Consider the following 21,789-nt stretch of genomic DNA (forward strand, 5'->3'; position numbering starts at 1 on the left):
ATGAAGACCCGCGACCGGGCCGGCGGTGTGCCCGGCCCCAGGACGCCCTGGGAGGAGATCACGCCCGGCCTCTGGATGGGCGGGCACGTCCGGACCGACGAGTACGGCACCGTTCACCCGGTCGTCGTGGCCTGCGGGTTCGACGTCGTCGTCAGCCTGGTCGACCTCCCCGGACACGGGCCCGGCGACCCCGGCGTCGAGCACGTGGTCGCCGATCTCCCGGACGCACCCCTCACGGCCGGGCAGCTCGCCACGGTCGCGCGCCTCGCCCGCGGGGCCGCCCGGGTCGTCCGCGACGGCCGCACCATCCTGGTCCGGTGCCACGCCGGGTACAACCGCTCAGGACTGGTCGTGGCGCAGACACTCGTCGAACTCGGCCATGACGCGGCCTCCGCGATCGCCCTCGTCCGGCGGCACCGCTCGCCGTGGGCCCTGAACAATCCCGTCTTCGAGCAGTACCTGCGGTGCGGTCTCGACGTCGCCGGACTCCTGGCCGGGCTGGAGCCGCGGCCGTAGCGTCACACCGTGACGACGACCTTCGCCCGGGCGTGCTCCACTTCCAGGTAGCGGATGGCCTCCGGCGCCTCCGACAGGGGGTAACTGCGGTCGACCACGGGGGCGATGACGCCCGACTCGGCGAGCTCGCGGAGCGTCGAGAGGTTCTCCGGGCCGGGTTCGGCGACGAGTACGAGGACGCGGCGGCGCGCGAGACGCGCGACGATCTGCCCGCGCGGCATCAGGCCCATCGGCCCGACGAGGCTGCCGCCCTTGGAGACGCCGCCGCCGGACAGCACCAGCGGGCCGGTGGGGTTCAGCACGCGCAGCAGGGTGGTCAGCGAGCGGTTGCCGACGAGATCGAGGACGAGGTCGTACCGCCGCCCGTCGCGCGCGAAGTCCTCACGGGTGTGGTCGACGACCCGCCCGGCACCGCAGGACCGGACGAGGTCCGCGGTGCGCGTGCTGCACACGCCGGTCACGGCTCCGGTGGAGTGACGGCTGCCGTCGCGGGTGTCCCGGAGAAATCCATCCCGACTTCGCGACCCTGTCGACTGTGGTCGGCGCCGTGGTGCTGTCGCGGGCCGTGGCGGCCGCCGGCCCCCGGCCACGGGTGGGGCGGGACCGCCGCAATTCGGTCCCGCCCCACCCATCTGCCGCCCGGGGGCCGGCCCGGACGGTCAGTGCGAGGCGCCGGTGCGCTCCTCGATACGGCGCAGCGCCTGCTTGAGGTACCCGGCGAAGCGCGGGTAGTTCTCGCTCATCGGGAAGTGCCCGATCTCCTTCATCTCGATGAACTCCGCCCCCCGGATCCGCTCCGCGGTCCGGGCGCCGTCCTCGGGCGTGGTGAGGTAGTCGTACTCGCCGGTCATCATGATCACCGGACAGCGCTCGCCGTCGATCTCCCCCAGCCGGCCGCGCAGGTCGTGGTCGACGGAGTAGAAGTACAGGTCGCCCTTGAACGCCTCCGAGCCCTGGCTGTAGTAGAACCAGGTGGCCCACCGGTCCTTGTCCGGCGACTGCGGGGCCATCAGGTCCCAGACGCCGCTGGCGCACACCTGGGCGGCGTTGGCGTGCGGGTGCTGCCACCAGTCGAGGTAGAAGCCGGGCGAGTAGTCGGCGCCCTCGACCGGGATGACGGCCTTGAAGCGGTCGGGATGGCGCAGGGCCAGCTGCAGGGCCACGTTGCCGCCGAAGGAGGACCCCATGAAGATCGGGTCGTCCAGGCCGAGCGCGTCGCAGAAGGCGGTGATGAAGGCGACGTAGTGGTCGGCGGAGAGCTTGTACTCCTCCTTCCACCACTCCTTGTTCAGCGGCGGGTCGGTCTTGCCGTGACGGGCGAGGTCGTAGGCGATGACGCGGTGGTTCGCGGTGATCTCCCCGTCCTCCAGGAGGCCCATCCACTGGTGGTTGTGGCAGCCGGCGGTGTGCTGGCAGACCAGCGGCTGGCCCTGGCCGCTCTCCAGGTAGAACACCTTGTACTGGACGTCCTCCACGTCGATCGTCACGTAGTGGCCGGTCACCGGCGAGATGCGGGACGGAGTGCTCATCGGGGGTCCTTTCGGCAGGCGGCGGGTCAGCCCAGCGGCCCGGTGACGCGGAGCAGTTCGAGCTGCCGGGTCAGGCAGCGCAGGTTCTGCATGAGGACCAGCAGGTCGCCCTCCAGGCGCATGTCCCGCTGGAAGGTCGCCGCCCAGATGCCGTGGTACATCGGCTTCGGCATTGGCTTGCAGAACTCGCCCCAGGTCCCGGCGCTCGCCCTGATCGCGAAGTCGTACGCCGTCAGCGGCTCCGGGTCCGTGACCAGTTCCTCCACCCGGCCGCGGTGCATCCGCACCAGGAAGCTGTGCCGCTCCATGTCGAGGAGGTACGTGCAGGAGAAGTAGGCGCCGTGGGCCTGCACCTCGGGGTCACCGTCACTGAGCCGGCGGAACTCCGCCACCGGGCCGCTCTCCGTCGCTGTCGCCATGAGTCCACTCCTCGGTCGCACCACGTCCTGGTCGCACCACGTCACTTCCCGCCCAGCCAATACCGCCTGCGGTGGCTTCGGCCCGCGACCACGCCGCACCGCCCTCCCAGGCCCACCCGGCAGGCCGAAGGCCGCACCCCGTCTCCCCGGGAAGGGGACGTGCTGTCGAGCTTTCTCCGTCGCCGGGCCGTGCGGCTCACCGAAAGCGAGAATTACCCGGCCGACGCCCTGTGGAATGCGCAAAGACGCAGGCCACACCACGTGAACAAGGCCGTGAACGGGCTTATGGTGGGAGGGCGTCCGTTCGCGGAAAGAGCTGGTGAGCCGCCATGACGACTGCATCCCCTCCCGCACGCCCCGTGCGGGAGGACTGGCAGGCCCTCGCCGATCTGTGCACGTCGGTCAGGACCGACGTGCCCCGGCTGACCGCGGGGATCGTCGACCGCATCCGCGAGGAGATCCCGGAATACCACATCGTGCCGCGCGACGAGCACGAGGCGGGCGTCCGCGAGCAGTTCGCCGGGCTCCTCACCGGCCTGATCACCCGGCGCGGGCCCTCGCCGGAGGAGAGCGAGCACGCCCGCGCCCTGGGACGCGACCGCGCCCTGGAGGGCCTGCCGTTGCAGGCCCTGATCGGCGCCTTCCACGTGGGCTACCGGGAGATCTGGAACGTCCTGCTGACCCGCGCCGACGCGCGCGGCGAGAACCTCAGCCGGCAGCTGGTGCGCCTGGTCGGCACCGTGTGGACCTGGGTCGAGCAGGCCACCGGCGCCGCGGCCGCGGCCTACAACGACACGATCCGGGCCCAGGAGGCGGCCCAACTCGGCCTGACCTACCGGTTCTTCGAGGCCCTGTACGCCCCGTCGCCCGCCGAGGTGGACGTGGCCCGGCTCGCGCACTCCCTCGGTTTCGACCCGGCCGGGACCTTCCAGGCGGTGTGCGCCCCGTCCGCGGCCTGGGCGGACGAGCAGCTCGCCGAACTGCGCGGGCGCGTCGGTCGCAGGACGGGCAACATGCGGTGCGCCAACCGGGGCGCCACCATGGTGGCGGTCGTGCAGTCCATGCCGGTCGAGGTCCTGGTCGAGGCGATGCGCCGCCATGACCCGCGGCTGCGGATCGGCACCGGGCTGGTGCGCTCCGGACTCGCCGGGGCGGCCGCCAGCATCGTCGACGCCCAGGAGGCGCTCGCGCTGGCGGGCGCCGACGGGAAAGCCGTGTCCTTCGGCAGCGCATGGCTCGCGGCGACGCTGCTCCCGCAGGCCGGCCGGCTCATGCCGCTGCTCGAGGCCGCCGCGGAGCCCGCCGCGTCCCACCCCGACCTCGCCGTCACGGTGCGGGGCTTCGCCGACCACGGCTTCTCGCTCACCGCGACGGGCCGGGCGCTGCACCTGCACCCCAACACCGTGAAATACCGCCTGGCCCGCTGGCGGGAACTGACCGGCTGGGACGTGCACACCTGGCCCGGCCTGTCGGCGAGCCTGCTGGGGCTCGGCCTGCTGGAGGCCGGGGCATTCGAGGGCAGCGGCCACGAACGGCCCCATCAGATGTGACTGAGTCCATTCTGCGACCTACGGTCGAAGGACCGCCGTGGAGGCGTGCCGCCGCCTGCGCGGACGCCTCCCCCGCCCCCACTCCCCCCGCACGGAGCCCACGTGAAGTGTTACGACTGCCTCCAGGAAGCCCGCCGGGACACCGAGGGAATCGGCATCTGCTCCCGCTGCAACCTGTTCGTCTGCGCGGACCACTCCCTTGTCATCCGGCACCTCGTCCACCAGCCGAACGGACTGGGGCGGGCCACGAGCCGCCTTCCGGCACGCAGGCTCGTCTGCACCACCTGCCGCGCCGCCGAGACGTCCGCCACCAGCGGCGACTTCGCCGGGGCGGGTCAGAATTGACCTCGCCCACACCGGCGGACGGCGCCGCGGCGCATGCGGCGGGCGACCTGCTCAAGCGCAAGGGGCTGCGCAGCACCGCACAGCGCCGGGCCATCCTGACGGCGCTGCTGGGGCACCCCCATTCCACGGCCTCGGAGCTGGAGGCCCGCATCGGCCCCGGCTCCACCGCGGGCGGCCGTCTGTCACGGCAGGGGCTCTACAACGTGCTGGACGACCTGACCCGGGCGAGGCTCATACGCTGCATCGAGCCGGCCGGCTCCCCCGCGCGGTTCGAACTGCGCGTGGGCGACAACCACCACCACCTGGTCTGCCGCGGCTGCGGGCTGATCGAGGACGTCGACTGCAGCGTCGGCGTGGCCCCCTGCCTGGAACCGGTGGAGGACAAGGGCTTCGTGATCGACGAGGCCGAAATCATCTGGTGGGGCCTGTGCGCGTCGTGCCGGGGCGGGACCGCCAGCGAGTCGTAGCGCCCGCCACGCCCCGGCGCTCCCGTTCGCGCGGGCCGACTCGCGCGGCCCGGCGGCCGTGGTCCGGTCGCGACCCGGAAGGCCCGGCCGAGGAACGACGCCGATCCCGGTCCTGAGCGGCATCCGCAGCCCCGTGACGGACTCCCCGGCTGTCGCCCGGGACGGCGGATCGCGGGCACCGTGCACACGGCGTCCTGGGCCGAGACCCGTGGTGCCGCGCGGCACCCTCGTCAGCACGACGTTCCACCACGCGTCCGGGATCGTTTGCTCAAGCCGTGGCCCCGGCGCGGGGGCCTCGCGCCCCGCATGAACGCGCTCATCGGTCCGAGGGACCGGGGGGACCGGCGCCAGGGGCACATGGACGACCTCCGGCAGCGCGCCCGGCAGGATCTGCGCTGGGCTGCGCTGGGGCCCGGCCCCCTCGCGGAGTGACCGCGGAACAGGTCCACCCGGTCCGCCTCGCCCGCCACGTGGCGTCGCGTCCCCAGCGCCCGCACCCGCAGCCGGCGCGCCGTCCCGCGTGGGAGCGGGGCCGCATGAAGTTCGTGATCGAAGCGGGCAGCGACCATGTCCTCGGCGCGGCCCCGATCGGCGTCGGCTCCCAGGCGCTGGTCGACACCGTCCACACCCGCCCCCGCCCCCCGAGGCCTTCCACGAGGTGCCCGCCGCGACGTGACCGTCCCCATGGGGTGCCTCGCTCCCCATGGGGCCCGGATGCCCCGGGTGGGTGGCGGGGATATCGTCCCGTTATGGCAGACCCCCGGTCGCGCCGCTCCGACGCTCCCCGGTGGCGACCGCGCGCGGTGCCGCCGCCAGGAGGCGAGGCGATGACGGACGGGCAGCCTCCGGAACCGGACGGCTCCCCTGCGGCCGCCGAGCTGGACCGCGCACTCACCGAGGCGGTGCGGGCCACGGGGTCGCACGCGGCGGCCGTGTTCCTCCTGGTCCCGGAGGAGCAGGCACTGCGCATGGAGGTGGTGACGGGTCTGTCGGGCCGGGTGGTCAGGCCGTGGTCCCGGCTCGCGCTGGCGGCTCCCGTCCCGGTGGCCACGGCTGTCCGGGAGGGACGCCCGGTGTGGGTGCGCGGCCACGCGGAACTCGCCCGCCGGTTCGCGCGCACGGCCTACGCCCTGCCCTACGAGCTGGCGATGATCGTCGTGCCGCTGGCCACGGACGGCACGAAGTGGGGCGCGCTGCAGATGCTGTGGCCGGGCACCCGGGCCGAACGGCTCACTCCCGGCGAGGAGTCCGCCGTCACCGCCGCCGCGGACCGGATGAGCCGGGCACTGGCCCGCGCCGCCGCGAGCGGTGACGCGCTGCGCCCGGCGCCCGCGCCCCGGGTGCTGCCCGCCGAAGCCCCCGCACGGCGCCCGCCCGCCGAGGCCCAGGCGGCGGCCGATCTCGCCGAGCGCCTGGAGGTGGGGGTGTTCTCGCTCGACCTTGACGGCCGCATCACCTTCCTCAACGCCCGCGCGGCGGAGCTGCTGGGCCGGACGAAGGCCGACCTCATGCGCACCCGTCCCTGGGAGACCCTGCCCTGGCTCGACGATCCGGCGTACGAGGATCCGTATCTCGGGGCACTGTTCAGCCGGCTGCCCTCGCGGTTCACCGCCCTGCGTCCACCGGACCGCTGGCTGTCGTTCCTGCTGAGCCCGGACGCCACGGGCATCAGCGTCCGGGTCTGGCCGGCCGGGGCGCCGGAGGGGAGCCCGGCCTGGCGCTCGGCCCCCTCGGCGACGGCGCCCTCCCGGGCCGGCGCGCTGTACCACCTGCTCTACATCTCGGCAGGGCTCACCGAGGCGGTCGGCCTCCAGGACGTGACCGCGGCCGTGACCGACCAGATCATGCCCGTGCTCGGCGCCGACGGCTTCGGGCTGCTGACCGCCGACGAGGGACGCATCGAGATACTGGCCACCCGCGGGTTCTCGCCCAGCAGCACCGCGTACTTCGAGCACCTGCCGCTGGCGGCAGGCACCCAGGGCGCACGGGTGGTCGAGACGGGCGAGCCCGCCTTCTTCTCCCGGCCGGACGAGCTCCGCCGCGCCCACCCCGACATCGCCCTCTACCGGGAGATGGACGGCTGGGCCTTCCTGCCGCTGAACGCCTCAGGACGGACGATCGGCTACTGCGTCCTCGGCTACGCCGACGGCCGCACCTTCGGTCCTGACGACCGCGCCGCGCTCACCTCGCTCGCGGGCATGATCGCCCAGGCACTGGAACGCGCCAGGCTCTTCGACGCCAAGAACCGGCTCGCGCACGTGCTGCAGAACGCGCTGCTGCCGCGATCCCTGCCGGACGTCCCGGGGCTGCGCGTGGCGGCGCGCTATCTGCCCGCGACCCGCGGGATGGACATCGGCGGCGACTTCTACGACCTGATCCGCCTCGACGGCTCCGCGGCGGCCGCGGTGATCGGCGACGTCCAGGGGCACAACGTCGGTGCCGCCGCTCTCATGGGCCAGGTGCGCACCGCCGTCCACGCCCACGCCAGCACCGGCGCTCCGCCCGGTGAGGTCCTGGCGCGCATCAACCGGCTGTTCGAGGACCTCGAGACCGATCTGTTCACCAGCTGTCTGTACGCGCGGCTCGACCTCCCGCGGCAGCGGGCGACGGTGGCCAGCGCGGGCCACCTGCCCGCGATCGTGCGCCGTCCGGGCGGCGGTGCCGACATCGTGCGAGCGCGGTCGGGGATCCTCCTCGGCGTCGAGGCCGACGCCGGGTACCCGGCCACCGAGATCCCGTTCCCGCCGGGGGCAGTGCTCCTGCTGTACACCGACGGCCTCGTCGAGCGCCCCGGCACGGACATCGGGACCGCCGTCCACGAACTCGCCGACCGTCTCGCCGCCGCACCCGCGGATTCCCTCGACGCGCTCGCGGACGGACTGATCCGCGAGGCGCGCGGCTCGGACCGGGGCCGCGACGACATCGCCCTCCTGCTGGTCGGCCCCGAGGAGCGCTGACGGGCCGTCCCGGCCCGCGCGCTCCCCGGGACGGCGGTCAGCGCAAGCGGCGGCGCAGCCGGCGGCCGACGAGGAGGGCGCCCGCGCCGGCCACCAGGGACACACCGGCGATGCCGCCGAGGCCGGTGAGTTCCCGCCGGGGCGCGGCGGAACCCGTGTCCGCCAGCGACGGGCCGGACGCGGCCCCGGACCCGGACCCGGACGCGGTGGCGGCCTGCAGGATCAGGTCGGTGACGGCGTCCGGGTGGGCGATCAGGGAGACGTGGCAGGAGTTGATCTCCACCGTGTGCGAGTGGGCACGGCGGGCCTGGAAGCGCTCCTGCTCCGGGTTGATGGTCATGTCCTGGCGGCCGACCATGGCCCAGGACGGGATGGTCTTCCAGGCCGCGACCTTGGCCGTCTCGGAGAAGGCGGTGGTGGCCGCGGGCCGCTGGGTGACGCCCAGCAGGTTGGCCTGGCGCTCCGGCAGGCAGGCGGCGAAGACCGGGTACACCTTGTCGCGCTTGAGGTACAGATCGGTGCCGCTCTGTCCGTGGCCCTCGCGGTACGGGACGGACCTGGTCGCGGTGCCGAGGGCGCTGGGGAACCGGGCGGCCAGCGACGCCCCGCTCTCGCCGACGTCGGGCATCAGGGCGTCGATGTAGACCAGCGCCTTGACCTGGGGGTGGCCGACGGCGGCCGAGCTGATCACGGCGCCGCCGTAGGAGTGGCCGGCCAGCACCACGGGGCCCTTGACGCTGTCCAGCACCGACGAGATGTAGGTCGCGTCGTTGTACAGGCCGCGCAGCGGGTTGGCGGGCGCCATGACCTTGTAGCCGCGCCGTTCGAGCCGTTCCGCGACCCCGTTCCAGCTGGAGCCGTCCGCGAACGCCCCGTGGATCAGGACGACGGTGGGCTTGGTGGCGCTTGTGTCGCCGTCGGCGGCGGCCGGGGCCGCGGACGCCGCGCACAGGGCCGCGGCGCACGCCGCCGCGGCGAGGTGCGAGCGCCGTGCACGCCGCTGTGAGCCGAGGACCGGAGATGCCGTCATGCCGTTCTCGCTTCCCTTGGGGCCTATGGCACACCAGCGTTCAGGCATCGGCGGGGCCGGGCGCGGCCATGCTGTCCGACCGGGTGAAAACGGCGTGGCATCCGGGTGAGTCCGGCGCGCCGGGGGCTCCGGGAAGGGACCGGTGAGCTCCGTGGACGCGGATCATCGCGCTGTCGGAATGCCGCAGCCGGAGCCCTGCGGGCCAGGGCGCGCCGTGCCCCCCCATCGCCCCCGGCGCGCGGGAGACGGCATCCGGCCGGCGGTCCGGCGGCGTCGGTGCGACCCCGCTTCCGGTCGGCGGCCTCGCTCCCCGGCGGTGGAATGCCCGCGTCAGGTCCTCCGTGCCGCCGCGCGGTGCGCGACGGCGCGGGTCAGGGCCGGTAGACGGCGCCGGGGGCCGGGGTGCCCGGCGCGAGCAGCTGCGGGACGGTGACGAAGGTGAATCCGCGGTGCCTGAGCCCGTCGATGATGCCGGGCACGGCGGTCAGGGTGCCCCGGTAGCCGGGGGAGCCGGCCGCGGGGACGAGGTCGTGGAGCAGGATGATGCCGTCGCGGTCCGCCTGGTCGAGGACCCGCTTGGTGATCAGGGCGGAGTCGCTGGTCTCGTAGTCCTTGGCGGTGACGCTCCACAGCACCTCGGAGAGCCCCAGCTCGCGGACGACCCCCTGGACGGTGTCGTTGGTGCGGCCCTGCGGCGGGCGCACCAGGGTGGGGCGGCGGCCGGTGAGACGCTCGATGGCCTCGTCGGGACGGTTCAGTTCCTCGCGTATCTGCGCGGCGTCGAGGTCCGTGAGGATCTTGTGGTCCCACGTGTGGCTGGCCACCTCGTGGCCCTCGGCCGCCATCCGCTTGACCGTCTCCGGGTAGCGGTCGATGTGCTTCTTGCCGAGGAGGAAGAAGGTGGCGTGCACCTTCTTCTCCTTCAGGATGTCCAGCAGCCGCGGGCTGTTCGCGCTCGGACCGGCGTCGAAGGTCAGGGCGATGCACTTGGCCTTGCGGCAGTCGACGCTCCCGAACCGCCCGGTGCCGTGGCTTCCCGCCGCGTCGCGCACCGTGCTCGGCGAGGTGGTCTCCACCTTCGTGCAACCGGTGAGCGTCAGGGTCAGGGCCACCGCGGCGGCGGACAGGGCGGTCACGGATCGGCGAAACGTCGCCGAAGCCGGTCGGGTGCGGGCGGACAGACGGGAGGGCAGGGGGGAGAAGTGCATGCCGGGGACTATACACACCACGTATACCGGACGTTCATAACGGGGTCGCCCCACGGCGGTTGCGCACCGGGCGGACCGCGTCCACATGCGGTGTATACATCGTGTGTATAGTGACACCCATGTCCATCGGTCACGCCCTTCTGGGCCTCCTGGAATCCGGTCCGCGCCACGGCTACGACCTCAAGCGCGCCTTCGACGAACGATTCGGCCACGACCGCCCGCTGCACTACGGGCAGGTGTACTCGACGATGTCGCGCCTGCTGAGGAACGGCCTGGTCGAGGTGGAGGCGATAGAGCCCGGGGAGGGCCCGGAACGCAAGCGCTACGCCATCACGGACGCCGGCGTCACCGACGTCCGGCGCTGGCTCGAGACGCCCGAGAAGCCCGAGCCCTACCTGCAGTCGACGCTCTACACCAAGGTCGTCCTCGCCCTGCTGACGGAACGCGACGCCGCGGGCGTTTTGGACGTCCAGCGGTCCGAGCACCTGCGGCTCATGCGGACGCTCACCGAGCGCAAGCGCACCGGCGACCTCGCCGACCAGCTCATCTGCGACCACGCCCTGTTCCACCTGGAAGCCGACCTGCGCTGGCTGGAACTGACCGCGGCCCGCCTGGACCGGCTGGCCGGGGAGGTCCGTCCGTGAACGACCCGCGACCGCTCCTCACCGCGACGGACCTGCACAAGACCTTCGGCAGCACACCGGCACTCACCGGGGCGGACTTCTCCGTACGGCCGGGCGAGAGCGTCGCCGTCATGGGCCCGTCCGGTTCGGGCAAGTCCACGCTGCTGCACTGCCTGGCCGGCATCGTGCTGCCGGACGCCGGCACGATCACGTACGACGGACGCGAGGTGTCCGCGATGAAGGACGCCGAGCGCAGCGCGCTGCGCCGCGCGGACTTCGGCTTCGTCTTCCAGTTCGGGCAGCTGGTGCCCGAACTGACCTGCGCGGAGAACGTGGCACTGCCGCTGCGGCTCGGCGGCACACCACGCGGGAAGGCCGCGCGGGCCGCTTCGGAGTGGCTGCGGCGCCTGGAGGTCGCGGACGTGGCCGACCGGAGGCCAGGCGCGATATCCGGCGGCCAGGGGCAGCGCGTCGCGGTCGCCCGCGCGCTGGTCACCCGGCCGCGTGTGCTCTTCACCGACGAGCCGACGGGCGCCCTGGACTCCCTCAACGGCGAACGCGTCATGGACGCGCTGACCGCCGCGGCGCGCGACACCGGGGCTGCCGTCGTCCTGGTCACGCACGAGGCGCGAGTGGCCGCCTGGTCCGACCGCGAGGTCGTCGTGCGCGACGGCCGCACCCAGGACATGGAGCGTGTCGCGTGACGGGGCGCACCACCGGCCGCGCCGGCGGCCGCGCGACGCGTCAGGGACGTCTCCGTGACCTGGCGATGGGCGCCCGGTTCGCTGTGACCGGCGGCCGCGAGGGCTGGGCGCGCACGCTGCTCACCGCTGTCGGCGTGGGCCTCGGGGTGACGCTGCTGCTGCTCACCACGGCGATCCCCACCGTGCTGTCCCACCGGCACGACCGCGAGCGAGCCCGTAACGACATGACGTCCCGCTCTGTCGTGCACGACCGGGCCGACGACACGATGCTGATCGCCGTCACCGACACCGCGTTCCGGGGAGCGGACGTCCGGGGCCGGCTGGTGCAGCCCGAGGGACCGCACGCACCCGTGCCGCCGGGCCTGACCGAGCTGCCCGACCAGGGGGCGATGGCCGTCTCCCCCGCGCTGCGGCGGCTGCTGCGCTCGTCCGGCGGCGCGCTGCTGCGCGATCGGCTGCCGTACCGCGACACCGGGACCATCGGCGAGGACGGCCTGATCGGGCCGGGCGAACTCGCCTACTACGCGGGGACGTCGGGCCTGCGTCCCGGCACGGAGGCCGGGCGGGTCGAGCGGATCCACGCCTTCGGTTCCCGCGACCCGGGCGGCGGTCCCGATCCGGTGCTGGTGCTCCTGGTCCTGATCGTCTTCGTGGTGCTGCTGATGCCGGTCGGGGTGTTCATCGCCGCCGCCGTGCGCTTCGGCGGTGAGCGGCGCGACCGCCGGCTCGCCGCGCTGCGTCTGGTCGGCGCCGACGCGCACACCGCACGACTCGTCGCGGCGGGCGAGGCGCTGGCCGGAGCGGTGGGCGGCCTCGCCTTCGGCGGCGCGCTGTTCGCACTCGGCCGCGCACTGGTCGCCCGGTTCACGGTGTTCGGCGTCGACGTGTTCCCCGGCGACGTCGATCCCGTGCCCGCCCTCGCCGCCCTGGTGCTGGTCGCGGTCCCGGTGGCCGCCGTCGCCGTGACTCTCCTGGCCCTGCGCGGCGTCGTCGTGGAACCCCTGGGTGTCGTCCGCACCGCCAGGCCGCCCCGGCGCCGGCTGTGGTGGCGGCTGCTGGTGCCGCTGGGCGGCCTCGGTCTGCTCTCCCCCATGATGGGTCAGGGCAGGGACAGCGGGAACTTCAACCAGGCCATGGTCATCAGCGGCACGGTCCTGCTGCTCGTCGGCGTGACGGCCCTGCTGCCGTGGATCGTCGAGGCGGTCGTGGGCCGTCTCGGCGCGGGCTGGCCCTCCTGGCAGCTCGCCGTCCGCAGGCTCCAGTTGAGCAGTGGTACCGCCGCCCGCACGGTCAACGGCATCGCGGTGGCGGTCGCGGGCGCCGTCGCGCTGCAGATGCTGTTCGCCGGTGTCGAGGCCGACTACACCCGGCACACCGGCCAGGACCTGAAGCGTGCCCAGATGGTGGTCGCGCTGCCCGCGGCCGATCCCGTGGACGACGCCGCACGGCGTCTGGGAAACACCCGGGGAGTGCGCTCCGCCACCGGACTGGCCGATGGCGTGCTCGGCGAGCGGCCCACCGCCCCGGATCGCTACGTCGAGTTGACGGTGGGCAACTGCGACGCACTGCGCGAGGTCGCCGAACTGCCCTCCTGCCGCGACGGCGACGCCTTCGTCATCGGGAACCGGGAGTACGACCAGGACACCGCCGAACTCGCCCACCCCGGCAGGCTCGTCTATGTGGACCCCGGCTACGAGCAGGGCGCCGCCGGACTGCGGGTGCCCTGGCGCCTGCCGCGCGCCCTGAGGACGGCGGGCCTGCGCAGCGATCCCTCCGGGTACGAGCGCGGCGGCGTGCTGGTGACCCCCGGCGCCTTCCCCGCCACCGCCACGGCGGCACTCACCGGGAAGGTGTACGTCTCCCTCGACCCGGCCGTGCCCGACGCGCGGGAGTTGCTGCGGAACACCGCGGCGCGGATCGACCCCCTGGCGTCCCCCGTCGCGTTCGCCGCCACCGAGCAGTCGCGGCGCTTCAGCGCCATCCGTACCGGGCTGTTCGTCGGTGCCACGTGCGTGCTGCTGCTGATCGGGGCCAGCCTGCTGGTGTCCCAGCTGGAGCAACTGCGCGAGCGCCGGAGGCTGTTGTCGATGCTGGTCGCCTTCGGCACCCGGCGCAGGACGCTGAGCCTGTCCGTCCTGTGGCAGACGGCGCTACCCGTCGCCCTCGGGCTCGTACTCGCCTGCGCCGTGGGCATCGGACTGGGCGCGGTCCTGCTCCGCATGGTGAACGCCGCGGTCGGCGTGGACTGGCCGGGAGTCGCCGCGATGGCCGGCATCGCGGCGGGCGTCGTCCTCCTGGTGACCTCGCTCAGCCTGCCGCCCCTGGTCCGCATGATGCGGCCCGACGGCCTGCGCACGGAGTGACCGAACCGCTGAACGGGCACGCCACGGATGTACGGGGGCCGGTGGACGCGGTGATCTCCGCACGGGGAGGAATCACCCCGTCAGGGGCGGCTTCCGGCAGGAGAGCACACCACCTTGTGCACCACCGCGGACAGCACGGCCTTCACCGGCCCCCACCCGAGGCGCCCGCCCCTGCCCGTCGCCGTCGACTGGCCGGCGGTCGAGGAATGGCTCGGGCTGCGCCTGCCGCACGACTACAGACAACTGGCCGGTCGTCACGGCCCCCTGGACTTCGGGGACTACCTCTGGATCCACGTCCCGTGCGCGCAGGAGGGCCGCTTCGACTACGGCGACTGGCTGCGCTCCACCCACCACCGGGCCAGGATCGACGCCCGCGCGCTGCCCGCGGACGAGCGGCCCGCCGTCCACCCCGAGCCGGGCGGGCTGCTGGCCTGGGGGAAGAGCCGCAGTTCCGACATGTTCTTCTGGGACACCGGCTCGTCCCCGGATCCCGACCGGTGGACCGTGGTCGTCCGGCACAGGGGCGCGGTCCCCGGCAGCGGGCTGCGCCCGTGGCACCGCTACGACCTGACGCTCACCGAGTACCTGCGGCACACCGTCCGCGCGGAGTGGTCCCTCCCCTCCCCGCCCGGCCCCCTGATCGGCCCGCTGCCGGGGACGATCGCTCGCACCGCCTTCCTGACGACCGCGCCCCCTGGGCACCTCCCCCGCCGGACGTTCCCCGGCTCACCGACGAACAACGCAACGTCGCGCTGTGGACCGGCACCGGCCTGGACGCGCTGCGCCTGCTGACACCGCCGCCCGCGACGCCGTACCTCGGCGACGGCACGTGGGACGGGCTCTTCGACGAACTCGGCACGGCGCTGCCTCGGGAGTACGTGGCCCTGATGGAGCTGTACGGGGCGGGCTGCTGGAGCGGCTGGCTGCGCTTCCTCACACCGCTGCGGACCCGCGAGAAGCGATTCGCCGCGCACGTGCGCTCCACCGCGGACGCCTACCGGCGGCTCAAGGCCGGCAACGCCGAGTGGTACCCGCTCGCGGTCCGGCCCGAGCCCGGTGGTCTCCTCCCGTTCGCCAACTCCGTCGACGCCGACTGGCTCGGCTGGCTCACCGAGGGTGACGACACCGACGCATGGCCCTTGATCGTCTGGCCTCGCCACGCCGACCAGGGGCCGCCCCTCGGCTCCGGTCTGGTCGACACCCTTCTGGCCTGGCAGCGCGGCCGGTTCCGTACCGCCGGTCTCGCCGGGTTCGACCAGGAGGAACCCCGTGGACTACGGCCGCTTCGAACGCTGGGACGACAGGGCCTACTGGTGACCGGTGCGACGGCGCTGTCGTCACATTGGCCCCGGCTGCCCGGAGGGCGGGCCCCGCGGTTCCCCCGGCCACCGCTGGGGAGTGCCGTGTCAGGCACCGCGGGGTGGGGGCACCTTCCGACACCTATGCGGCCGGAGGCGGGGCCGTGGTGGCCCGGGGGGTGAGCAGGGCCGGGAGGACGGTGGTCTCGGGGACGTCGTCGTCGGCGAGCTTGGACATCAGCAGGCCCACGGCGCGCGTGCCGATCTCGGCCGTCGGGAGGGCGACCGAGGTGATGGGCAGCGGGGTCTGCTCGGCGATCTCGTCGGGGCAGATCGCGGTGACCGAGATGTCCTCGGGCACGCGCAGTCCGATGGCGGTGAAGGCGTCGACGAGGGGCTGGGTGATCGGTTCGTTGTGGACCACCACCCCGGTCAACGACGGCTGCTCCCGCAGCAGTTGCTCGGCCATCGCCCGGGCGGCGGCAGGCGTCTCCGGGCAGGGGTGCACGCACGAGCGCAGGCCGAGCCGGTCGGCGGCGGCCGTGAATCCGGCCGCGACCCGGCGGGCGAAGCCGGTGCCGCGGACGTAGACCTCGGGGGGTGAGCCGACGAGGGCCACCGTGCGGTGGCCGAGCGAGGCGAGGTGTTCCACGCAGGCCTCGCCGGCCCCCGCGAAGTCCAGGTCGACGCAGGTGAGTCCGGCCGGATCGGACGGGAAGCCGATGAGCACGGACGGGCGGTCCATGGTCCGCAGCAACGGGAGCCTGCGGTCCTCCGACTCGACGTCCATGATGATGAACGCGTCCGCCATGGCGCTCTCGGCGACCCGCATGATGCCCTCCTCCCCCTCGCTCTGGGTGAGGAGGAGGACATCGTGGTCGTGCTCACGGGCCGCGGTCAGCACGGAGGTCGCGAACTGCATGACCACGGGCACGTGGATGCCCTTGCGCAGGGGAAGCACCAGACCGAGCACCCGTGATCTGCTGCTGGCCAGCGAACGGGCACCGGCGTGCGGCCGGTAGCCCAGTTCACGGATGCTGTTCTCGATGCGCTCCCGGGTCTCCGGCGAGATCGGCCGCTTGCCGCTCAGCGCGTAGCTGACGGTGCTCGGCGACACCTGCGCGTGCCGCGCGACATCGGTGATCTTGACCATGAGACTCCCTTGCCCCTTGTCTCTTGTCTCTTGTCCCCTGTACGGCTAGACGGAGAGGTCCAGCGTGAGAACCGCCGTGCCCGCCGCCGCACGGGCGGAGGGTCCGCCCGCCACCTCGACACCCCACGGGAAGCGGGCGTCGGAGGTCTCGGCCCGCAGCGTGGCGCCGTCACGCACGACGGTGATCTCGGCCGCGGCCGAGCCGTTCTCGCCGGGGATCCGGACGGTGGTCCGGGAGCCGTCGGCGGGCTCGAACACCCGGAGGGTCACGTCGTCCGCCCACGCGTAGTCCGGGCGGTCGGTGACCGCGCCCACCGGGATCGCGGCGCCGGGCCGGGCCAGCAGCGGCACACTGAGGTAGTCGTGCGTCTCGCGCACCCAGCGCGGGCCGGTGACCCGCTCTCCGGTCGTGAAGTGGGTCCAGGTGCCCTCGGGCACGTAGTACGACACCTCGCCGCTCGCGGAGAACACCGGCGCCACCAGCAGGTCGCCGCCGAGCATGTACTGGCGGTCCAGCGGCGCGCAGCCCGGGTCGTCCGGGAACTCCAGCACCATGGCGCGCATCATCGGGACGCCCTCGGTGTGCGCCTGGTGGGCGGCCCCGTAGAGGTAGGGCATCAGGCTCAGCTTGAGCTCGGTGAAGTGGCGCAGTACATCCACGGCCTCCTCGTCGAAGAGCCACGGCACGCGGTAGGACGAGGAGCCGTGGAGCCGGCTGTGCGAGGAGAGCATGCCGAAGGCGGTCCAGCGCTTGAACAGCCCCGCGTCGGGCAGCCCCTCGAAGCCGCCGATGTCGTGGCTCCAGTAGCCGAAGCCGGACAGGCCGAGCGACAGGCCGCCGCGCAGCGACTCGGCCATCGACTCGTACGTGGACTCGCAGTCGCCGCCCCAGTGCACCGGGAACTGCTGGCCGCCGGCCGTGGCCGAGCGGGCGAAAAGCACGGCCTCGCCCTCGCCGCGGTGCTTGCGCAGCACGTCGAAGACGGTCTTGTTGTACAGCTGCGTGTAGTAGTTGTGCATGCGCTCGGGGTCGGAGCCGTCGAAGTACGCGACGTCGGTGGGCACACGCTCGCCGAAGTCGGTCTTGAAGCAGTCCACGCCCATGTCGAGCAGGGCCTCGAGCTTGCCCGCGTACCAGGCGCAGGCATCGGGGTTGGTGAAGTCGACCAGGGCCATGCCGGGCTGCCACAGGTCCCACTGCCAGACGCCGCCGTCGGGGCGCTTGAGCAGGTAACCGGCGGCCTTGCCCTCGGCGAACAGCGGGGAGCGCTGGGCGATGTAGGGGTTGATCCACACGCAGATGTGCAGGTCGCGCTCCTTGAGCCGGCGCAGCATCCCCTCGGGGTCGGGGAAGACCCGCGGGTCCCACTCGAAGTCGCACCAGTTGAACTCGCGCATCCAGAAGCAGTCGAAGTGGAAGGCCGACAGCGGCAGGTCGCGCTCGGCCATGCCCTCGACGAATCCGGTGACGGTCTGCTCGTCGTAGGAGGTGGTGAACGATGTCGTCAGCCACAGCCCGAAGGACCAGGCGGGCGGCAGGGCCGGCCGGCCGGTGAGCGCGGTGTACTTGCGCAGGATCTCCTTGGGCGAGGGCCCGTGGATGACGTAGTACTGCAGCTGCTGGCGCTCGGCGCTGAACTGGACGCGGGAGACCTGCTCCGAGGCGACCTCGAAGGAGACCTTGCCGGGGTCGTCCACGAAGACGCCGTAGCCGGCGTCGGTCAGGTAGAACGGGACGTTCTTGTAGCTCTGCTCGCTGCTGGTGCCGCCGTCCGCGTTCCAGATGTCCACGGTCTGGCCGTTCTTGACCAGCGGCCCGAAGCGCTCGCCGAGGCCGTAGACGGAGGTGCCGACGTTCAGGCGCAGTTGCTCGCGGACATGGTGCCCGCCGTCGGCGGTGCTCATCAGCGCCATGGCCTTGGCGTCGCTGCTGGTGATGGTGCGGCCGTCGGCGTCGCGGAACTCCATCCGCCACTCGCCGTCGCGGGCGAAGCGCACACTCAGCTCGCCGGAGGTGAGGACGGCCTCCTTGTCGTCGACGGTCACCACGGCCTCGTGCGGCTGCTCGTGCAGTTCGAAGTGCGGACCGGTCTCGACGCCGCCCTCGAAGTGGGTGACGCGCACACCGATCACACCGGGCATCGGCGCGGTGCAGTCGACGGTGACGACCGGGCCCTTGAGCGTGTCGCCGCGGTGCCGGATGTGCTGGGTGGGTGCGTGGACCCGGAGCGTGCCGTTTCCGGGGACGGCATCGAGGACCTCTGCCGGATACGCCGCCGTGACGCCTTCGCGCAGCAGCCAGTACCCGTCGGTGAACTTCATGGAGATGCCTTTCCCGGTGGATGCCACCGGCGTTCTCGGTACGTGTGGGAGGCATGGGGGGCTCTGCCTCCGGCCCGGGGAGGGAGGGCGGGAGGCAGAGCGGCGGGGCGGGCCCGCGGGACGGTGGTCAGCCGCCCCGCGGGCGGGCGGTGGCGGTCGCGGCCGGCGGCCGGGTCACTTCACCGCGCCCACGGCGATGCCGCGGGTCAGGGTCCGCTGGAAGACCAGGAAGAAGACGATGGCGGGCAGCGCGCCGAGCAGGCCGGCCGCGTTGGTCATCGTCGCGTCCATCAGCCGCTGGCCCTGCAGGACGCCGAGCGCGACCGAGACGGTCTGGTTGTCGTTCGACGGCAGCATGACCAGGGGCAGGAGGAACTCGTTCCAGGTCCAGATGAAGAAGAACACCATCAGGACGCCGAGGGTGGGCCGGCTGATCGGGACCACCATCCGCCATAGGATCTGCCAGCTGTTGGCGCCGTCGATCCGGGCGGCCTCGATGACCTCCTTGGGGAAGGCCCCCAGCACCGAGGAGAGCAGGTAGGTGCCGAACGCCGCCTGGATGACGCTGAAGACGATGATCAGGCTGACCCGGGTGTCGTAGAGGCCGACCTGCTTGGACAGGTAGTACAACGGGTAGACCAGGGCCTCCTGCGGCAGCACGTTGGCCAGCACGAAGAAGGCGAGGATCCACGCGCGTCCCTTGATCCTGCCGATGCCGATCGCGTACGCGTTGAGCACCGACAGGACCACGCCGAAGACGGCCACCAGGCCGGAGATCAGCACCGAGTTGACCAGCATCTGCCCGAAGTCGACCCGCGTCCAGAAGTCGGAGAGCGCGTCGAAGTGGATGCCGTGGGGCAGGGCGAGCGGGCCGTGCGCGGAGTAGTCGGCTGGCGACTTCAGCGCGTTGTTGAGCACGATCAGGAGCGGCAGCACCATGAAGATCGCGCCGAGGATGATCGCCACCAGTACGGGGTAGCGCTTTGCCGCGGTCACTGGGCGTCCTCCGCGCGGGTCTGGAAGCGCAGGCCGACCATGGTCAGCGCCAGGATGATCAGGGTGAGCACCGTCGCGATCGTCGAGCCGTAGCCGACGTCGGTCTTCTCGAAGAACGTGGCGAACGAGAAGTACGACGGGACGATGGTCGCGTCGGCCGGACCGCCCTTGGTGAGCACGTACACGGCGCCGAAGACCTTGAGGGCGGCGATGGTGCACCAGAGCATCACCACGTAGATCTCGGGGCGGATCTGGGGCAGCGTCACGTGCCAGAAGCGCTGCCACCAGTTCGTCCCGTCCAGCTCGGCCGCCTCGTAGAGGGCCGGGTCGGCCCGCTGGAGTCCCGCCATGAAGATCACGACGGGGAAGCCCAGCTGCACCCACACCATCACGGCCATCACGCTCCAGAGCGCGAACTTCGGGTCGCCCAGCCAGTCCTGCTGGAGCGAGCCCAGGCCCACCGCCTTGAGCACCTCGTTGAGGGAGCCGTTCTCGGGGGCGAGGATCCAGCTCCACACGATGCCGGCGACCGTGATGGGCAGGACCTGGGGCAGGTAGAAGCAGGCACGCAGCACGCTGGCCAGCTTCGATCCGAAGTGCTTGCCGATGAAGTCGAACAGGGTCGCGGCGACGACGAGGCCGACAGCGGTCGGGACGACCGCCATCGCCACGACCATGGCGAGGCTGTGCCGGAAGGACTCCCAGAAGCGCGAGTCCTTCATCAGCTCCCGGTAGTTGTCCAGGCCCGCCCATGCCGGGGAGCCGACGCCCTGCCAGTGCGTGAAGCTGAAATAGATGTTCATCACGAAGGGCACGACGATGACCGCCAGGAAGGCGATGACACCGGGGATCAGGTACAGCGCGTACGGGTTGCGCAGCCGGAGGGGTCGGGCACTCATGACGTGGGCGCACCCGCGTCATAGGCCTTCTGCAGCCCGTCGAGGACCTCGTCGGGGCTCCCGCTGCCGGTGATCAGCTTCTGGGTCTCGGAGACGAGCACGTCGTAGAAGCCGGGGACCGGCCAGTCCGGGTAGAAGGCCAGACCGTCCTGGGAGGAGACCTTGTTGAAGTTCTCGATCAGTTCCTTGGAGCTGGGGTCGGTGATCGCCGTGGGCTCGGCCGCGACGGGCACGCCGCCGTTGTTGCCGAGGGTGTTCTGGATCCCCTTCTTCATCGTGATGTCGATGAAGTCGTAGGCCAGCTGCTTGTTCTTGGCGTTCTTCGGGACGACCCAGAGGTTGCCGCCGGAGCCGAGGGTGAGCTTGCTGCCGGGGAAGAGGAACGAGCCCCACTGGAACTTGTTCTCGTCGCGGAAGCGCCCGTACCACCAGCTGCCGGAGAAGAAGATCGGGGACTTGCCGCTGATGAAGGAGACACCGGCGTCCTCGGCCTTGGCGCCGCTGCTGGTCTTGGCGATGTAGCCCTTCTTCACCCAGTCCGAGAGGGTGTTGGCGGCGTACGTCCAGGCGGCGTCGTGGAAGTCGGCCTTGCCCTTGTAGAGCTCGAAGGCGTCGACCCAGCTGCGGTCGGCCTTGGTCAGCGCCAGCTGGTAGAGGTACTGGTGGGCCGGGTACTCCGCGCCTCCGTTGGCGAGCGGGGTGATGCCCTTGGCCTTGAAGGCGGCCAGCGCCTGCTCGAACTCGTCGAACGTGGTGGGGACCTTGACGCCGTTCTTCTGGAACAGGTCCTTGTTGTAGTACACCATCGTGTACTCGCCGAAGTTGGGGATGCCGTACCAGTTCCCGGAGCCCATGACGCCCTTGGCGTCGTAGCGGCTGGTGGTCGTCACGCTGGGGCTGAGCAGCTTGTCCCAGCCGTACTTGGCGACCTGCGGGGTGAGGTCGGTGAGCAGGCCCTGCTTGGCCAGCAGGCCGGCGGTGGCGTTGCCCTTGTTGTACTCCATGACGTCGGGGGCGTTGCTGGAGTTGAGCACCATCGAGGCGGTCTTCTGGACCTGTTCGAAGCCCTTGGCCTCGAACTCCACCTTGACACCGGGGTGCGACTTCTTGAACTCCGCTATCGCCTGGTCCCAGGCGACGCCCATGGCGCTGTTCGGCGCCTCGTAGTGCCAGAGCTTGAGGGTCTTGCCGTCGCCCTCCTCGCTGCCGCCGGAACTGCCGCACGACGTGATGAGCAGGACGCCCGCCAGGGCAGCTGCCGCGAGAGCTGCCGGTCTGCGCACCTTCAACATTGAAGTGACCTCCACCTGGGCTGTACGAACGGAGAGGCGCCCATCGAATGGATTCGATGCGACGCGTCGAAGCGCTTCGACGCAGGACCGTATGCAGGGCCGGGTCCTATGTCAATGG

The 21,789-nt window shown here is 72.2% G+C and carries 19 protein-coding genes and 1 pseudogene; 10 read left to right on the forward strand and 10 right to left on the reverse strand.

Annotated elements, in window-relative coordinates:
- A complete protein-coding gene (locus PV364_RS31580) occupies nucleotides 1-516 on the forward strand; it encodes a protein phosphatase (protein ID WP_319663909.1) in 516 nt (171 codons plus the stop codon).
- A 2-nt stretch (nucleotides 517-518) separates the two neighbouring features.
- Here PV364_RS31580 and PV364_RS31585 read toward each other — a convergent pair.
- The 3 genes and pseudogenes from PV364_RS31585 to PV364_RS31595 all read right to left on the reverse strand — a co-directional run.
- Nucleotides 519-977, reverse strand: a pseudogene (locus PV364_RS31585) (zinc-binding dehydrogenase); the annotation flags it as partial.
- A 198-nt stretch (nucleotides 978-1,175) separates the two neighbouring features.
- Complete coding sequence (locus PV364_RS31590) at nucleotides 1,176-2,045, reverse strand: alpha/beta hydrolase (protein ID WP_319663911.1); 870 nt, start codon at nucleotides 2,043-2,045, stop codon at nucleotides 1,176-1,178.
- Between the two features lie 26 nt (nucleotides 2,046-2,071).
- A complete protein-coding gene (locus PV364_RS31595; RefSeq protein ID WP_319663912.1) occupies nucleotides 2,072-2,464 on the reverse strand; it encodes a hypothetical protein in 393 nt (130 codons plus the stop codon).
- Nucleotides 2,465-2,793: 329 nt separating this feature from the next.
- Between PV364_RS31595 and PV364_RS31600 the strand changes: the two genes are divergently transcribed.
- From PV364_RS31600 to PV364_RS31615, 4 genes are all read left to right on the forward strand, one after another.
- The gene (locus PV364_RS31600; RefSeq protein WP_319663913.1) at nucleotides 2,794-4,014 is read left to right on the forward strand and encodes a helix-turn-helix domain-containing protein; all 1,221 of its coding nucleotides are present in this window, start codon (nucleotides 2,794-2,796) and stop codon (nucleotides 4,012-4,014) included.
- 102 nt (nucleotides 4,015-4,116) lie between these two features.
- Complete coding sequence (locus tag PV364_RS31605) at nucleotides 4,117-4,359, forward strand: DUF2180 family protein (protein ID WP_319663915.1); 243 nt, start codon at nucleotides 4,117-4,119, stop codon at nucleotides 4,357-4,359.
- On the forward strand, nucleotides 4,356-4,826 hold the full coding sequence (locus tag PV364_RS31610; protein WP_319663916.1) for a Fur family transcriptional regulator: 471 nt from the start codon (nucleotides 4,356-4,358) through the stop codon (nucleotides 4,824-4,826). The genes PV364_RS31605 and PV364_RS31610 overlap by 4 nt, the downstream gene beginning before the upstream one ends.
- 827 nt (nucleotides 4,827-5,653) lie before the next feature.
- The gene (locus PV364_RS31615; RefSeq protein ID WP_319663917.1) at nucleotides 5,654-7,783 is read left to right on the forward strand and encodes a SpoIIE family protein phosphatase; all 2,130 of its coding nucleotides are present in this window, start codon (nucleotides 5,654-5,656) and stop codon (nucleotides 7,781-7,783) included.
- Between the two features lie 37 nt (nucleotides 7,784-7,820).
- Here PV364_RS31615 and PV364_RS31620 read toward each other — a convergent pair whose 3' ends face one another.
- Both PV364_RS31620 and PV364_RS31625 read right to left on the reverse strand, forming a co-directional pair.
- Nucleotides 7,821-8,813, reverse strand: coding sequence for an alpha/beta hydrolase (locus PV364_RS31620; RefSeq protein WP_319663918.1), 993 nt, complete (start codon nucleotides 8,811-8,813; stop codon nucleotides 7,821-7,823).
- A 371-nt stretch (nucleotides 8,814-9,184) separates the two neighbouring features.
- On the reverse strand, nucleotides 9,185-10,021 hold the full coding sequence (locus PV364_RS31625; protein WP_319663919.1) for a polysaccharide deacetylase family protein: 837 nt from the start codon (nucleotides 10,019-10,021) through the stop codon (nucleotides 9,185-9,187).
- A 119-nt stretch (nucleotides 10,022-10,140) separates the two neighbouring features.
- Here PV364_RS31625 and PV364_RS31630 point away from each other — a divergent pair, with 119 nt between their 5' ends.
- The 5 genes from PV364_RS31630 (at nucleotide 10,141) to PV364_RS31650 (ending at nucleotide 15,192) form a co-directional block, all read left to right on the forward strand.
- The gene (locus PV364_RS31630; RefSeq protein ID WP_319663921.1) at nucleotides 10,141-10,665 is read left to right on the forward strand and encodes a PadR family transcriptional regulator; all 525 of its coding nucleotides are present in this window, start codon (nucleotides 10,141-10,143) and stop codon (nucleotides 10,663-10,665) included.
- Entirely contained in the window at nucleotides 10,662-11,348 is a 687-nt protein-coding gene (locus PV364_RS31635; protein ID WP_319663922.1) for an ABC transporter ATP-binding protein, read from the forward strand. The genes PV364_RS31630 and PV364_RS31635 overlap by 4 nt, the downstream gene beginning before the upstream one ends.
- Before the next feature lie 65 nt (nucleotides 11,349-11,413).
- Nucleotides 11,414-13,711, forward strand: a complete 2,298-nt coding sequence (locus tag PV364_RS31640; protein ID WP_319664020.1) for an ABC transporter permease — start codon at nucleotides 11,414-11,416, stop codon at nucleotides 13,709-13,711.
- 114 nt (nucleotides 13,712-13,825) lie between these two features.
- Entirely contained in the window at nucleotides 13,826-14,503 is a 678-nt protein-coding gene (locus PV364_RS31645) for a hypothetical protein (RefSeq protein WP_319663924.1), read from the forward strand.
- A gap of 95 nt (nucleotides 14,504-14,598) precedes the next feature.
- Nucleotides 14,599-15,192 (forward strand): hypothetical protein, encoded by a 594-nt coding sequence (locus PV364_RS31650; protein ID WP_319663926.1) that lies wholly within the window; start codon nucleotides 14,599-14,601, stop codon nucleotides 15,190-15,192.
- Here PV364_RS31650 and PV364_RS31655 read toward each other — a convergent pair.
- From PV364_RS31655 to PV364_RS31675, 5 genes are all read right to left on the reverse strand, one after another.
- Complete coding sequence (locus PV364_RS31655; RefSeq protein ID WP_319663928.1) at nucleotides 15,152-16,162, reverse strand: LacI family DNA-binding transcriptional regulator; 1,011 nt, start codon at nucleotides 16,160-16,162, stop codon at nucleotides 15,152-15,154. The genes PV364_RS31650 and PV364_RS31655 overlap by 41 nt on opposite strands.
- Nucleotides 16,163-16,207: 45 nt before the next feature.
- Nucleotides 16,208-18,484, reverse strand: a complete 2,277-nt coding sequence (gene yicI / locus PV364_RS31660) for an alpha-xylosidase (protein WP_319663931.1) — start codon at nucleotides 18,482-18,484, stop codon at nucleotides 16,208-16,210.
- A gap of 174 nt (nucleotides 18,485-18,658) precedes the next feature.
- A complete protein-coding gene (locus tag PV364_RS31665) occupies nucleotides 18,659-19,423 on the reverse strand; it encodes a carbohydrate ABC transporter permease (protein ID WP_319664021.1) in 765 nt (254 codons plus the stop codon).
- A gap of 53 nt (nucleotides 19,424-19,476) precedes the next feature.
- Nucleotides 19,477-20,379, reverse strand: coding sequence for a sugar ABC transporter permease (locus PV364_RS31670; RefSeq protein ID WP_319663933.1), 903 nt, complete (start codon nucleotides 20,377-20,379; stop codon nucleotides 19,477-19,479).
- Complete coding sequence (locus PV364_RS31675; RefSeq protein WP_319663935.1) at nucleotides 20,376-21,671, reverse strand: extracellular solute-binding protein; 1,296 nt, start codon at nucleotides 21,669-21,671, stop codon at nucleotides 20,376-20,378. The genes PV364_RS31670 and PV364_RS31675 overlap by 4 nt, the downstream gene beginning before the upstream one ends.
- Nucleotides 21,672-21,789: the final 118 nt, after the last annotated feature.

The sequence above is a fragment of the Streptomyces sp. MI02-7b genome, assembly GCF_033793585.1.
GTDB lineage: Bacteria > Actinomycetota > Actinomycetes > Streptomycetales > Streptomycetaceae > Actinacidiphila.

Coding starts and splice junctions, on each gene's coding strand:
- PV364_RS31595 (WP_319663912.1), bottom strand. CDS start 2,464: ATGGCGACAGCGACGGAGAGCGGCCCGGTGGCGGAGTTCCGCCGGCTC.
- PV364_RS31625 (WP_319663919.1), bottom strand. CDS start 10,021: ATGCACTTCTCCCCCCTGCCCTCCCGTCTGTCCGCCCGCACCCGACCG.
- PV364_RS31670 (WP_319663933.1), bottom strand. CDS start 20,379: ATGAGTGCCCGACCCCTCCGGCTGCGCAACCCGTACGCGCTGTACCTG.
- PV364_RS31675 (WP_319663935.1), bottom strand. CDS start 21,671: ATGTTGAAGGTGCGCAGACCGGCAGCTCTCGCGGCAGCTGCCCTGGCG.
- PV364_RS31665 (WP_319664021.1), bottom strand. CDS start 19,423: ATGGTGCTGCCGCTCCTGATCGTGCTCAACAACGCGCTGAAGTCGCCA.
- PV364_RS31650 (WP_319663926.1), top strand. CDS start 14,599: ATGGAGCTGTACGGGGCGGGCTGCTGGAGCGGCTGGCTGCGCTTCCTC.
- PV364_RS31640 (WP_319664020.1), top strand. CDS start 11,414: ATGGGCGCCCGGTTCGCTGTGACCGGCGGCCGCGAGGGCTGGGCGCGC.
- yicI (WP_319663931.1), bottom strand. CDS start 18,484: ATGAAGTTCACCGACGGGTACTGGCTGCTGCGCGAAGGCGTCACGGCG.
- PV364_RS31615 (WP_319663917.1), top strand. CDS start 5,654: ATGACGGACGGGCAGCCTCCGGAACCGGACGGCTCCCCTGCGGCCGCC.
- PV364_RS31580 (WP_319663909.1), top strand. CDS start 1: ATGAAGACCCGCGACCGGGCCGGCGGTGTGCCCGGCCCCAGGACGCCC.
- PV364_RS31600 (WP_319663913.1), top strand. CDS start 2,794: ATGACGACTGCATCCCCTCCCGCACGCCCCGTGCGGGAGGACTGGCAG.
- PV364_RS31590 (WP_319663911.1), bottom strand. CDS start 2,045: ATGAGCACTCCGTCCCGCATCTCGCCGGTGACCGGCCACTACGTGACG.
- PV364_RS31630 (WP_319663921.1), top strand. CDS start 10,141: ATGTCCATCGGTCACGCCCTTCTGGGCCTCCTGGAATCCGGTCCGCGC.
- PV364_RS31655 (WP_319663928.1), bottom strand. CDS start 16,162: ATGGTCAAGATCACCGATGTCGCGCGGCACGCGCAGGTGTCGCCGAGC.
- PV364_RS31620 (WP_319663918.1), bottom strand. CDS start 8,813: ATGACGGCATCTCCGGTCCTCGGCTCACAGCGGCGTGCACGGCGCTCG.